This window comes from Rhodospirillaceae bacterium (genome assembly GCA_002728255.1).
Taxonomy (GTDB): Bacteria; Pseudomonadota; Alphaproteobacteria; order UBA7887; family UBA7887.
Window position 1 is genome coordinate 54,500 of the sequence record PBWV01000009.1, and the last position, 13,256, is coordinate 67,755.

Annotated in this window: 15 protein-coding genes; 13 read left to right on the forward strand and 2 right to left on the reverse strand. The window is 46.8% G+C overall.

Translation table 11 applies throughout. The annotated features are described in order from the left end of the window. Positions 1-11 precede the first annotated feature (11 nt). On the reverse strand, positions 12-488 hold the full coding sequence (locus CMM32_02530) for a hypothetical protein (GenBank protein ID MBT05781.1): 477 nt from the start codon (positions 486-488) through the stop codon (positions 12-14). 77 nt (positions 489-565) lie between these two features. Here CMM32_02530 and CMM32_02535 point away from each other — a divergent pair, with 77 nt between their 5' ends. Further along, positions 566-853, forward strand: coding sequence for a hypothetical protein (locus tag CMM32_02535; protein ID MBT05782.1), 288 nt, complete (start codon positions 566-568; stop codon positions 851-853). Between the two features lie 4 nt (positions 854-857). Here CMM32_02535 and CMM32_02540 read toward each other — a convergent pair whose 3' ends face one another. Then, entirely contained in the window at positions 858-2,876 is a 2,019-nt protein-coding gene (locus CMM32_02540) for a 4Fe-4S ferredoxin (protein ID MBT05783.1), read from the reverse strand. 120 nt (positions 2,877-2,996) lie between these two features. Here CMM32_02540 and CMM32_02545 point away from each other — a divergent pair, with 120 nt between their 5' ends. From CMM32_02545 to CMM32_02600, 12 genes are all read left to right on the forward strand, one after another. Continuing rightward, positions 2,997-3,860: a sulfurtransferase FdhD gene (locus CMM32_02545; protein MBT05784.1), complete on the forward strand. Its 864-nt coding sequence runs from the start codon at positions 2,997-2,999 to the stop codon at positions 3,858-3,860. Continuing rightward, positions 3,857-4,507, forward strand: a complete 651-nt coding sequence (locus CMM32_02550) for a molybdenum cofactor guanylyltransferase MobA (GenBank protein ID MBT05785.1) — start codon at positions 3,857-3,859, stop codon at positions 4,505-4,507. Before CMM32_02545 ends, CMM32_02550 begins: the two co-directional genes overlap by 4 nt. Then, on the forward strand, positions 4,479-5,003 hold the full coding sequence (locus CMM32_02555; GenBank protein ID MBT05786.1) for a hypothetical protein: 525 nt from the start codon (positions 4,479-4,481) through the stop codon (positions 5,001-5,003). Before CMM32_02550 ends, CMM32_02555 begins: the two co-directional genes overlap by 29 nt. Then, the gene (locus tag CMM32_02560; GenBank protein ID MBT05787.1) at positions 4,996-5,493 is read left to right on the forward strand and encodes a hypothetical protein; all 498 of its coding nucleotides are present in this window, start codon (positions 4,996-4,998) and stop codon (positions 5,491-5,493) included. Before CMM32_02555 ends, CMM32_02560 begins: the two co-directional genes overlap by 8 nt. 83 nt (positions 5,494-5,576) lie before the next feature. Next, the gene (locus tag CMM32_02565; protein ID MBT05788.1) at positions 5,577-6,212 is read left to right on the forward strand and encodes a molecular chaperone TorD; all 636 of its coding nucleotides are present in this window, start codon (positions 5,577-5,579) and stop codon (positions 6,210-6,212) included. 23 nt (positions 6,213-6,235) lie between these two features. Then, positions 6,236-6,451: a formate dehydrogenase gene (locus tag CMM32_02570; protein MBT05789.1), complete on the forward strand. Its 216-nt coding sequence runs from the start codon at positions 6,236-6,238 to the stop codon at positions 6,449-6,451. Positions 6,452-6,464: 13 nt separating this feature from the next. Continuing rightward, entirely contained in the window at positions 6,465-9,341 is a 2,877-nt protein-coding gene (locus CMM32_02575; GenBank protein MBT05790.1) for a formate dehydrogenase, read from the forward strand. Positions 9,342-9,363: 22 nt separating this feature from the next. Further along, positions 9,364-9,945, forward strand: a complete 582-nt coding sequence (locus tag CMM32_02580) for a formate dehydrogenase (GenBank protein ID MBT05791.1) — start codon at positions 9,364-9,366, stop codon at positions 9,943-9,945. Between the two features lie 8 nt (positions 9,946-9,953). Beyond that, positions 9,954-10,133 carry a hypothetical protein gene (locus CMM32_02585; protein MBT05792.1) on the forward strand — a complete coding sequence of 60 codons (180 nt, stop codon included), beginning with the start codon at positions 9,954-9,956 and terminating at the stop codon, positions 10,131-10,133. Positions 10,134-10,208: 75 nt separating this feature from the next. Then, positions 10,209-11,252, forward strand: a complete 1,044-nt coding sequence (locus CMM32_02590; protein MBT05793.1) for a formate dehydrogenase subunit gamma — start codon at positions 10,209-10,211, stop codon at positions 11,250-11,252. 160 nt (positions 11,253-11,412) lie between these two features. Further along, a complete protein-coding gene (locus CMM32_02595; protein MBT05794.1) occupies positions 11,413-12,810 on the forward strand; it encodes an aspartate aminotransferase family protein in 1,398 nt (465 codons plus the stop codon). Positions 12,811-12,827: 17 nt separating this feature from the next. After that, on the forward strand, positions 12,828-13,256 hold a 429-nt coding region (locus CMM32_02600), incomplete at its 3' end, for a hypothetical protein (GenBank protein ID MBT05795.1).

Sequence of the window (13,256 nt, forward strand, 5' to 3'; positions counted from 1 at the left end):
CAACCTGGCTTCTAATCCAGGCCATCCCGCCTCCAACTTGCAGAAAGATCAATGGCTCGACTTAGCTGCTCCCCAGACATTTGACGTGCAATCACGTCACGGGCCTTAGTCGCATTTTGATGGCCTTTATCAGCCGCAAGATCATATAGAGCATATGCTCGAACCAGATCTAAATCCACACCATTACCGCTCAGATATTGGTTCGCAAGTAAAGCTTGAGCAATCGAACTTCCCTTAATTGCCGCGAGACGATACCACCTAGCAGCTTCAGAGTGCATGTTTCTCATGGTCTCGACATGGCCCATAAAAATCTGAGCCTCAATCTCTCCACGTTCTGCCCGGGGCAACCAGACTTTCTCGACGCTAGCATAATTCCCGCCTTGCAAAGCCTCCCACGGATTTATGTCTGTCGCAACCGCGGTCGAAAAGGCGACCCAAGAAAAACCCCAGGACACCATTACGATCTTAAAGAGTCTAAATATAATCATATTACAATTTTATATCTATCTTAGTTGGCTACCAGTACTTACCCTACAAACACCTATAGAAAATTTAAAGAAGTACCATGCCAACAATCCAATATCACTGGCTAGATCACAAACTAGCACGAATAATAGCACTCCTTACCTCTATACTCGCACTGCTTTTAGCGACCATGACTCACAAAACCTATAACCCAGGCCATATTAACTCTGTCCAGCCGACCCTCCACCCAGAATACGTCCGCTGCATGGAGATGCGGGTTGAGGCAATAGAGCGAATGGTAGCAGAAAAGATCATTACGAACCAGAAAGCAACTTTGTTTACCAAACGAGCCGCAGCACTATGTGGTACCGAGTTTCCTGGCCCCTAAATTCTCAACCATCTTCGTTATAATCCTCGCTCGTACGAGTTATTGGACGAGATCCGACAGCGAAGGGCTGTTTCTCAGAGAATTGGTCGACAACGCGGCAGTCCTCACACATACGAATTCGGTCTATTGCGCCCGGGTTGCCCTTGAACATCGAGTGCTCTCTTAGCTTATCCACCATCTTTTCGACCGAAGACCGAACCCCAAACGGTTTGCCGCACCGAACACAATCAAAAGGTTCCTCCTCCGCCAAGACTCGAGGTTGCTGCACAGCCGACCTCAGGTCTAACTGTGGTTCTAGCGAAATTGCAGATTCAGGACAGGTCACTCTGCACAGACCACACTGGACACATGCCTTCTCTAGAAAAGACACTTGCGGCTTATGCTCGTTGTCTAACAGGGCTCCCTCTGGACAAACGCTGACACAAGCAAGGCATAAGGTACACTTAGATTCATCGAGCCGGACGGCACCAAATGGCGCTCCCCCGGGCAAAGGAATTGGGTTTTCTGGCACCTCCGCAATTTTAGTTAAATGATTAAAACTCAACCAAATGCGATCTCTCTTGCTGCCAATTCTAAGCCCCTTATCCCTAGCTTTCTGTTCACTATTTCTTGCAGACTCAGCCAACTGATAAAGCTTTTTCTCTAATTGAGAGGGGTCTCGTCCTTCTAAAAATACGACCGCTTCACCCTCAAGTTGCAATCCCGCATTAATAGCCTCTAAAATTTCTAAATGACCGCGCAATGCGTGCAACTCCTCAAACTTTATTTGCCCAGTCGCAAGAACCACCTTACTACTGCCGTAAGTAATGGCCGCCAATATAGCATCTAGGCCAAGAGCCGTAATTCTACCAACATCCCAGGGAATCACGTTAGAGGGGAACCCTCTTCCAAACCGGCCAATAGCGAGAAGTTCTTCGGCCATATTGTCATCGTATAAAAGGAGAATTGGATCCCTGCCCCCAGCCTCGTAATACTTTCCCAATAACGATCGAAAAACGTCACATTGATTTGAGGGAAATGGCACCGTATATGAAAGTGATCCAGTAGGGCAAACAGATGCACACTGACCGCAGCCTGCACAGGTATATTCATTTACAGAAACGACGTTATCTATCGGCATTATGGAAGCCGTCGGACAATGATCCAAGCACCTTGTACAGCCCACCTGCCGATTTCTGCCATGTACACATAAGTCTTGCTCTTGGGAGATGTAACGTGGCTTATCAAAGGTTCCAACCATATCCACCAGCTCAAACAAAGCTTGCTGGATTTTAACTGGGGCCCCAGGTTCAACCCTAAAATAGCCATCCCGCCTATCATCGCCCTCAAATAGTGGCGGAGCCCCAGCCAAATCTAGAATTAGATCAAATTGCAGGTTTGTTAATTCAGTGGCCGATGGACCAAAGGAAATAGTAGAACGGGCGGATGGATCCTTAGCACTAAGATCTTGCACCCCGATATGAAAATCCCCTAAGTGCCCCGAAGATTCCACTATTCGACCTCCAAAAATTTTGAAGTTTGGGGCGGATGGTGGAAACATATTATCCGCCTGGTCAATCAACAAGGTAACATCAAGCCTGTTAGCAAGTTGCCGGGCAGCGTCTAGAACAACATCTCCCCGACCATAGACCAAAGTCCTTCCCCCCGAGTTCATGGTAACCCGATCAGGAAGAGCCACCTCTAGTGCGGCCCCCTCCAGAAGTGCCGTTATTTTTGGCCCTGCATTCTCCCCTTGCTCACCCCAAGCTGCATGTTCCCGAATGTTAATGTGAACAAATTTAGAGTTAGAATTAATATCTTCAGCCAGAGAACGAAATACAGACTCCTCCTGTGTGCAGGCTATTATTGCATCAGACCCAGAAATTCCATTTTCGAACTCGCCCAATTCTTTGGAACACAGTTGATGGTAGATATTAAAATCTTCCGTCGCATGTAACATTTTGCCCAATTTTTCTTTGTCTAGACGCATGCTCTTAGAACAGTCACACAGGAACAGCCTTTTGTCCGCAATTTCACATGTCATAGAGTTCTCCAGCCAAAATGCTAACTTTCAGTGTTTGGGTTGAATTTGCCCAGCTTATTTCTCAGCAGCCTATGGAAATTTGTTTACCTTTATTCTTTAGACAAAGGTACAGTAGCACAGATGAGCAACGACGTTGTCAACCCCGTACCGGAAGATCCGAACCTCACTGAGAAAGTGGAGGGCATAGACCACAATGGGCACAGCCTAAATACTTTAGTGCCTGTGGAGCAGCCGCTTACTTTGTATTTAAATAGTCAAGAAATCGTGACNGTGATGACTATTGGCGATTATCCTGAAGAACTAGCTNTGGGTTTTTTTCTAAATCAAAATATGCTGACAAGCGAAGACGTAATAGTTGNCACCGATTTTGATTCTGATCTTGGNGTCATCGTNGTACGTACGGAGAGGGAGACAGACTACGAAGAAAAACTCTCCAAGAAGATCAGGACCTCCGGCTGTGCCCAAGGTACTTCGTTTGGCGACATCATGGAGAACTTTGACTGCATAAAACTTCCAGAGACTAAAATGAAAACCTCTTGGCTGTACTCCCTCAGCCAAAAGATCAATGCCACTCCGAGCCTTTACCTGTCAGCCGGAGCCATACATGGCTCCGTGTTGTGTAAAGACAATCGCCCCCTAGCCTATATGGAGGATGTCGGACGCCACAATGCGGTGGATAAAATAGCAGGGCACATGTTTAAGCAAGAAATACACCCTGGGGATAAAATCCTATACACTACCGGCCGTCTAACCAGCGAAATGGTACTGAAGACAGTCCAGATGGGAATTCCCATCTTGATTTCCCGCTCGGGCTTTACAGCCTGGGGTGTTAAACTCGCCAGACAAGCTAATCTAACGCTAATAGGNCGAGCCCGAGGAAAGAGGTTTGTTGCATTATCAGGAACACAGCGCTTGGACTTTGATGTTAACCCTGAGGAAATTCCAGCTGAACGAACTGAAGCACAAAGGAAGGCAGGCCAGTGAAGCCCGACTGCAAAACTCTAATAGCTGGGGTCGTACTAGCTGGAGGCCAGGCAAGACGGATGGGTGGCGCCAATAAATGTCTCCTGAACCTGTTAGGCAAACCATTACTTTNCCATGTACTGAAGAGAGCTTGTCCACAAGTGGGCCCAATGATCTTAAATGCCAACGGAGACCCTGCCGAATACTCTGATTTTTGTCTTCCAGTTGCCGCAGACGTTGTTGGTGGCTCCGCTGGACCATTGGCGGGCATTCTAACGGCTCTGGAGTGGGTCTCAGCAAATGCACCAAACTGCCAGTATGTCGCAAGCTTTCCAGGGGACTCACCTTTTTTTCCGACTAATTTGGTAGAAAGATTGTATAAAAAAATTCAGTCNGGCTCGACCATGTCCTACGCGAGCTCCCAGCAACGACACCATCCTGTATTTGGCCTCTGGCCCGTCAGCAAACGGGCTGATCTTCGAGAGGCGATGGTAATGGAAAAAATACGAAAGGTGGACCGTTGGACTTCGCGGCACAATCTTGGAATCGTTGACTATCCTGTTCGTGCNATAGACCCATTTTTTAATCTAAATACTCCAAACGACTTGTTGAAGGCAGAGTGTTATCTTCAAAACAGTCATGCAACTGCTCCCGATGAAAACTACTGAAGCAATGTCTATAGGAATTGTTTTGGAGCGCCATTGCTCGGAGAATCCCTGGTTGGAATATTCATGGAAAAGCATTGCAGTTATACCNGGAATGACATCCATGCAAAACTGGAGGGAGATGGAATCCGGGCCAGGATGGGTAAGATTTTTTGGAACGACGTTAGAGCTCTATCTTCATAAGGGAGAAACAGAGGGATATAGGGTAAACCTCAGCCAAGCCGANCCGAGCATATACGTCGTACTCCACAATCCCACAGAAAAATTNCCCAAACCAGTCCTGGTCACTGCTTGCCCATTTGAAGCTGAAGACAATGATGTCAGCGGCGATGAACAGGTGGACAGAGTACCAATGCCCGTAGAAATTCTATCCTTCGTAGGGCACTTTGTAGAGCAACATCACACCGAGCAAAGTTTTAAAAAGAGAAAAAGGAAAAAATATTTTTNTGNGAATNGTGAGGCGGNTACAGTGACCGGACGGAGAAAGAAAAATGGCTGANCGCAAAANNCAAGGAAAAGACGAACCTAGCTCTGCTNCTCATGACGATGAACAANCGCTAACCTCTTCCGANGATCCTATAGAAGCCGCTAAGGTCGACGANCAAGAAACGTNTCANCTACCCTCTATCGAAAGCTTGACTGGTGGGTCTGACTTTACCCCCTTCCTCAAAAAGGGAGTGCCAACTCTCCTCAAACGAGCCGCTCTTAGAAAACTCTGGTCAACAGACCCCTTGCTTGCCAATTTGGATGGATTGAACGACTACGATGACAACTTTATAAAGATGGGCGCAGGAAAGATCGTCAAAACCGCGTATACAATTAGCCAACATTTTCTTGCTAAGGAAAAACCGGTCACTGCTGAGAACGAGGAAAATAATCAGGGAACCGAAGCGGAGGAAAAAGCTGCCAACCATCGGTCGCTAGATGAGCCCCGTAACGTTAGAAAAGAAGAAGATCAGCAAATCACCCCTGATGGCGAACCTAGTTGACCGAAGGCCCACTATCCTACAAAATTAGCAGTAGATCTGCGTAGTTCTCAGAGGAGTGTTTTTCCGAGGGGGGGTGAGGACAAGTGATTGTTACAGAACGGGAAAATTTGGCTAAGGCGCGACCCGGTCAGCTAATGGAACAAAGGGAAGAAGAGCTGGCAAGGGCAGGAATATACAGGCTTTTAGCGCTCCTGCTTAGTAAACCGCCAGATAAAGAGACCTTGCGTATACTAGACAGCCTCGGCGACGGCGCTTCGCCCATAGGCGAGGCTTTAAGAAAGATCGCCAACAAAGCTAAAGAATTGGACGCAGATTCAATAGCGGATGAGTTTCACAATTTATTCATAGGGCTTGGAGAAGGGGAACTGGTGCCCTATGGCTCATATTACCTTTCCGGTTTCCTCCATGAAAAACCACTTGCACGGCTAAGATCTGATCTCCATCACCTAAAAATACAGCAACGACATAACGTGATGGAACCTGAAGATAGCATGAGTAGTCTATGCGAAGTAATGTCCTTGCTGGTATCGGGTGAGATTAATGGATCAGCTTCCCTAGAGACCCAACAGAGTTTTTTTACAAAACACCTTGGTTCCTGGGGTAATGAGTTTTTTGAGGACCTGAAAAATGCTAAATCCGCCCGTTTTTATTCTGCGGTGGGAGATCTTGGGATAGAATTCATAAATGTTGAAAAACAAGCCTTTGAGCTTGATCAATAAGCTAGCAAAAACGGGAGATCAAGGTGAAAGATAACTTGGGAAAAATCAAAAAGGACCAATTAGATCGGAGGAATTTCTTCCGGTCCGCAGGTCTAACAGCTATCGGAGCCGGCGCATCAGTAATAGTAGTTCCAGGGACTGCAAACTCCAGGCAAAAAAATAATAACCACGAGAAAACTAATGCTAAATACCGTCTGACCGAGCACGTAAAACAAGCATACCGTCTAGCCCGATTCTAGGGAGAATATTATAATGCTGACTAAACGCCGCACCATTAAACGGCAACNGCANATAAAAGAGAGNATCTCCNCNCCTTCTTTTATGNATCGNCGAACTTTCNTGAANCAATCAGGGCTNGCAGCCAGCGCNGCCGCCTTAACCACNGGTGTCCCTCTGGCTCGGNNNCACGAAGCNNAGGCAAANACNGAGGGCAACCTTAATGATGAAATTAAAAAGGTCTTATCAGTGTGCACCCATTGCTCCGTCGGATGCACGGTAACAGCAGAAGTTCAAAACGGCGTTTGGGTTGGCCAAGAACCCTCGTTTGATAGCCCGTTTAATCTAGGTGCCCATTGCGCTAAAGGAGCCAGTGTTAGAGAACATGCTCATGGAGAGCGACGACTNAANTATCCGACAAAAATGGAAAATGGNCAGTGGAAGCGCATTAGCTGGGANCAGGCTATTGAAGAGATTGGTGCCCGATTTAATAAAATTCGACTGGAGTCGGGACCCGATTCCGTCTACTGGCTNGGCTCAGCAAAGTTTTCCAATGAACAAGCCTATCTATTCCGCAAGTTNGCGGCTTATTGGGGAACCAACAACGTCGATCACCAAGCACGAATTTGCCATTCAACTACTGTTGCCGGCGTAGCTAATACCTGGGGCTATGGAGCGATGACAAACAGCTACAACGATATACATAACTCCAAGGCAATGTTCTTTATAGGCGGAAACCCGGCCGAAGCACATCCTGTATCTCTCCTGCATATTTTGAAAGCAAAGGAACAAAATCAAGCACCGTTAATTGTTTGTGACCCACGATTCACACGTACTGCAGCCCACGCAGATGAATACGTGCGGCTACGCCCCGGGACAGACGTGGCGGTTATCTGGGGCCTGCTATGGCANATATTTGAAAATGGCTGGGAGGACGAGGAATTTATCCAGCAACGAGTTTGGGGAATGGACCAGATACGTTCTGAAGTGAGAAAATGGACACCAGAGGAAGTTGAAAAAGTTAGTGGTGTGCCCGGCTCACAATTACGTAACGTGGCTCAAACGCTAGCTGAAAACCGCCCAGCCACAGTAGTATGGTGTATGGGAGGCACTCAGCATACAAACGGAAACAACAACACTCGGGCTTACTGCATTCTTCAGTTAGCGTTGGGCAACATGGGGAAAGAGGGCGGAGGAACCAATATTTTCNGAGGGCACGACAATGTTCAAGGGGCGACAGACCTCGGGGTACTGTGTCACACTTTACCGGGGTATTATGGGCTTTCAACTGGGGCCTGGAAACACTGGTCCAGGGTCTGGGAGACAGACTATGACTACCTAGTAGATCGTTTTGATTCTGCTGAGATTATGTCTGCAAAAGGAATTCCTGTTTCGCGTTGGTTTGACGGCGTCATTGAGGAGCCTGGAAACATCGAACAACCCAATCCCATTCAAGCTATGGTCTTCTGGGGACATGCACCGAATTCGCAAACNCGATTGCCAGACATGAAACGGGCTATGGAACAACTGGATACACTGGTAGTAATTGATCCCTACCCTACCATGACGGCAGTAATGCAGGACAGAACCGAAGGCGTTTACCTCCTTCCCGCGGCAACCCAATTTGAAACTTACGGTTCGGTAACCGCTTCAAACCGGTCTATTCAGTGGCGCGAAAAGGTAGTGGAACCCCTCTTTGAATCCCGCCCAGATCACGAAATCATGTTCATGCTCGCAGAAAAATTTGGATTTTCTGATGAGATGTTCAAAAATATAGCTATCAACAACAGCGAGCCCTACGTTGAGGATATAACAAGAGAAATTAATCGTGGCATGTGGACAATAGGGTACACAGGGCAGTCTCCGGAACGGATTCGGATGCATATGGCGCACCAGCACACGTTTGACAGGACCACATTGAAGGCAGTCGGGGGACCATGCGATGGTGAGTATTATGGCATGCCTTGGCCATCGTGGGGAACGCCAGAGATGAAACACCCAGGCACCCCAATTCTGTACGACACCTCTAAGCCTGTTGCCGAAGGTGGGTTATGCTTTAGAGCTCGCTTTGGGGTTGAACGANAGGGGCAAAATCTACTTGCAGAGGGAAGCTATCCTTTGGGATCGGAGATTGAAGACGGTTATCCAGAGTTTACAATGGCAATGCTCATGAAGCTAGGTTGGGACCAAGACTTAACGCAAACTGAAAAATCCATAATTGATGAGATTGGTGGCGCTGACGTAGGAAAAGTGAATTGGAAGACCGATCTGTCAGGTGGGATTCAACGGGTGGCGATTTCCCATGGATGTGCGCCTTTTGGTAACGCCAAAGCAAGNTCAGTGGTCTGGACCTTCCCAGATCCAGTTCCAATCCACCGAGAGCCTTTATATACGCCTCGCCGGGACCTCGTAGCTGATTACCCTACCTACGAGGATAAAGTTTTTTATAGACTGCCAACTTTGTACAAATCCATTCAAGAGAAAGACTATTCTAAAAACTATCCGTTAATTCTAACCTCCGGTAGATTGGTGGAATATGAAGGTGGTGGTGAAGAAACCAGATCCAACCCCTGGCTGGCCGAACTACAGCAGGACATGTTTGCCGAGATCAACCCGTTTGATGCAAATAACAACGGCATCATCGACGGGAACCAAATCTGGGTAGAAGGGCCAGAGGGTGCTAAAGTGAAGGTTAAGGCTATGATTACCGAACGGGTCGGCCGGGGGGTAGTATTTATGCCATTCCATTTTGGTGGCCACTGGATGGGTAAAGACTTACGAGACAAATATCCCTCTGGATCTGACCCCTATGTCCTTGGTGAAGCCTCAAATACAGCACAAACTTACGGATATGATAGCGTTACGGGCATGCAAGAAACGAAATGCACGCTGTGCCGTATAGATGCGATTTAAATTTTAGGTGGGAGCGGAAAATATGGCTAGAATGAAGTTTCTTTGTGACGGAGAACGCTGCATCGAATGCAATGCATGTGTCACTGCTTGTAAGAATGAGAATGAAGTCCCATGGGGTGTTAATCGACGGCGGGTCGTTACAGTCAATGACGGTCAACCTGGGGAAATGTCTCTGTCCGTCGCATGTATGCACTGCTCAGATGCACCTTGCCAGGCTGTATGTCCCGTGGACTGTTTTTACACTACCGACGAAGGCGTTGTCCTCCACTCTAAAGACCAGTGCATAGGGTGTGGGTATTGCTTTTATGCCTGTCCATTCGGTGCTCCTCAGTATCCACAGGCTGGAAATTTTGGTACTCGGGGCAAAATGGATAAATGCACTTTTTGTGCTGGAGGCCCCGAAAATTCCGACTATGACTATGGACAGGATCGTCTTTCTGAAGGAAAACTTCCTTTGTGTGCAGAAATGTGCTCGACAAAAGCTCTATTGGCCGGGGATGGAGATGAGATCTCTGATATTTACCGGGAACGAACAGTAGCTCGTGGGTTTGGGTCGGGAGCTTGGGGTTGGGGAACCGCCTATGACGATGACAAAAAGACTTAAATCAAACAGTGCCTCCAATTAACCTAATAGCCTTATTTTGCATAATCCTAATTTTAGGTGCTTGTCGGGAAGAAGAACAAGGTCGAACCTTAGAATTTGACAAAACCTACTCGGGAGAGCCAATGCCTCTTATTGATAATGAAACATATGAAAAACTTAGTCACCGGGTTGCGAAACAAAATTTCTAGATCTTCCATTTTGCACCTAAGAAATAGTGCAACTCGGCCAAATGAACTGGCACAAAGATAAGGGACCCCATAAATATGCTGCGCACACCTAATATCTCTAATTTCTTATACGTCGCAGTAGGCAGCATTCTTCTATTATCCTTCACCTTATACGGGGCCGCATCGGCACAAGAAGTAGATGCACAGCTAACGAGTCCAGATATAGGTCAAAACAATAATATTGAAATGTGGAAGGCCGTGCGTGGGGGGATCCAGGGGCAGGTATCAATCCCCGACAAGAAAGCCGGTGTTCTTGTACAATCTGGAGGAGAAGAATGGAGGTCAATTCGCAATGGCCCAATATCACAGTACGGTGTATGGGGGTTGTTTGGAATTATTGCGGCGTTGGCCCTATTTTTTGCCTTAAAGGGGCGGATTCGAATTGAGGGCGGGGTGACCGGAAAAACCATCCAACGGTTTACATTATTTGAAAGATGGGTGCATTGGATCGTCGCAGCCACCTTTATCATCCTATCATTAACGGGACTCAACCTCCTATATGGACGTTACATAATCAAACCATGGCTTGGACCTGATGCCTTTGCCAGCCTCACACTATTAGGAAAAATGGCCCACAATTATTTAGGCATTGTATTCATTTTGGGAATAACAATTATGTTTTTTCTATGGATAAAACACAATATTCCTAACAAGATTGATTTAACGTGGCTCCTCCAAGGTGGAGGCATGTTTAAATCTGGCACCCACCCTCCTGCACACAAATTTAATGCCGGTCAAAAGATTATTTTTGCGGCAGTAGTGATAGGTGGTGGAATGATATCGTACTCAGGCATTATGCTTCTATTTCCATTCAGTGGAGACACCTCCGTACAAGACATGCAAGGCATACAGGTCCTACACACCATTGGGGCGTTGGCTCTTACAGTAGTGATTTTAGCTCACATTTACATTGGCACCATTGGTATGGAGGGGGCAATCCATGCGATGTGGTCGGGAAATGTTGAGGAAAACTGGGCCAAAGAACACCACAGCCTCTGGTATTCTGAGATCAGCCCAAGCGATAATAACGCATCTGTATCCGATCCTCCCCATCAGACCCCACCAACCCCCGCAGAATAGGAAATGGCGGTCAGTCCAAATATATCGAATAATTGAAGTGAACCACCCAATAGAGTAACGATCCAAATTCTTCGACTGGCCCAACGCACCGCGTTCTGGCACGTTCGCCAAAGAAGCAACATAAAATTCTGTACCCACATATATAGGGGAGAACCTAATTATGCCTAATGAAGTTGCCAGGAATATCTCCCTAGAAGAATTGGACAAGCAAGTCCTGCTACATCCGGTAACATCCATCACTGAGCATCAAGATAAGGGCCCCGTAATATTTAAGCGGGCTGGTGGGGTACACGTCTACGATAACAATGATAAAAGCTATATTGATGCCTCAGCCGCTCTATGGTGTGTAAATATTGGATATGGCCGCAAGCGGCTTGCTGAGGTTGCCAAGGAAGAAATGGACAAAATAGGCTTTTACCATACCTTTGGTGCAGCCTCTAACGAGCCTCAAATTCTTCTGGCTGAAAAATTAATTCAATTACTTCACCGCAATGCGGATTGCACCCAGATTAGTAAGATCTTTTTTGGCCTTTCAGGATCAGATGCTAATGATACACAATTCAAGCTAGCTCGGTACTATAATAACCTTCGTGGAAAACCAGATAAAAAGAAAATCATATCCAGAGTTGGAGCTTACCATGGGGTATCAGCTGCAGCTGGGAGCCTCACAGGCATACCCCTCTTTCACAAAGCGTTTGATTTGCCGTTTGACGGGATCCTACACACTTCTTGCCCAAATTTCTGGAAATATGGCAACTCTGGCGAATCAGAAGAGGAGTTTACTAACCGTATGGTTAAGGACCTTGAGGATTTAATCCTAAGTGAAGGTCCAGACACTGTTGCCGCCTTCATTGCTGAACCAGTCATGGGCACTGGCGGCGTAATTGTACCCACACGTGAGTATTATCATCGCATTCAAGCGATTCTCAAAGAGCACGATATCCTTTTCATTGTGGACGAAGTTATTACTGGATTTGGACGTTTGGGAAGTTGGTTTGGATCAAGTTTTTATGGGATCAAACCCGATTTAATGTCCTTTGCAAAGGGCCTTACCAGTGCCTATTTCCCGATGTCTGCGGTCGCGATTGCTGACCATGTATGGCAAGTTCTCTCCGACGGCACTCCAGAGGTCGGTGTATTTGGGCATGGCTTTACATATTCTGGACACCCCGTGGGGGCTGCGGTTGGGTTGGCAAATTTAGAAATAATAGAGGAAGAAAACTTAGTCTCTAATGCTGCTAAAGTAGGCGCGTACTTAAAACAGTCACTAATTGAACGTTTAGGCGATCATCCTAACATTGGGCAAATTCGAGGACAGGGCCTAATGATCGGTGTCGAGTATTGCTCTGGCCACAATAGCAAAGAAGCACCAGAGGTGAGTCCCCCTGCTCAAAAGAAAGTCGCGATGGCAGCACAAGAACGAGGACTTCTGACCCGAGCATTGCCATTCCTACCAGTAAATAATTTTTCTCCTCCACTGACTTTTACCAAGGATAATGCGGACGAAACAGTTGATATCTATGTTGAGTCAGTTGAGAGCGTGTTTGGAAAAGGATAGATTAATTATGGAAAAAGATGCAGAATACAGACCTTAAGGCAATAGCAGCCCAGCGGAAGGCTGAAATAAAACGCTACATTGACGATGTAAAGCAGTTGATTCCGCCAGAAACTATCACTGCCGACGTGCTCAATTCCATTAAGCAACGATTACTTCTGCTCGCTACCCATAAAAATCTTTTTAATGCTGAAACTTTTCCGGTGAGGGAAGGTGACGGAAACAGCTCACTATATTTGCTCTCCGAGGAATCGGATCACACCTCCGCCTTATATGTCGTCTCCGAGGTTAAAGGAAACATGTCACCGCCTCACGACCATACAACCTGGGCGGTAATAGTTGGAATTGAGGGAGAGGAAACAAATAAATTCTATAAATTTTCGAGCCCGCCTAAGGACGATGGGAAAGCAAAAATACAAGAATATGCGTCGACGACTGTCGCCGAAGGA

Coding starts and splice junctions, on each gene's coding strand:
- CMM32_02530 (MBT05781.1), bottom strand. CDS start 488: ATGATTATATTTAGACTCTTTAAGATCGTAATGGTGTCCTGGGGTTTT.
- CMM32_02535 (MBT05782.1), top strand. CDS start 566: ATGCCAACAATCCAATATCACTGGCTAGATCACAAACTAGCACGAATA.
- CMM32_02540 (MBT05783.1), bottom strand. CDS start 2,876: ATGACATGTGAAATTGCGGACAAAAGGCTGTTCCTGTGTGACTGTTCT.
- CMM32_02580 (MBT05791.1), top strand. CDS start 9,364: ATGGCTAGAATGAAGTTTCTTTGTGACGGAGAACGCTGCATCGAATGC.
- CMM32_02590 (MBT05793.1), top strand. CDS start 10,209: ATGCTGCGCACACCTAATATCTCTAATTTCTTATACGTCGCAGTAGGC.
- CMM32_02595 (MBT05794.1), top strand. CDS start 11,413: ATGCCTAATGAAGTTGCCAGGAATATCTCCCTAGAAGAATTGGACAAG.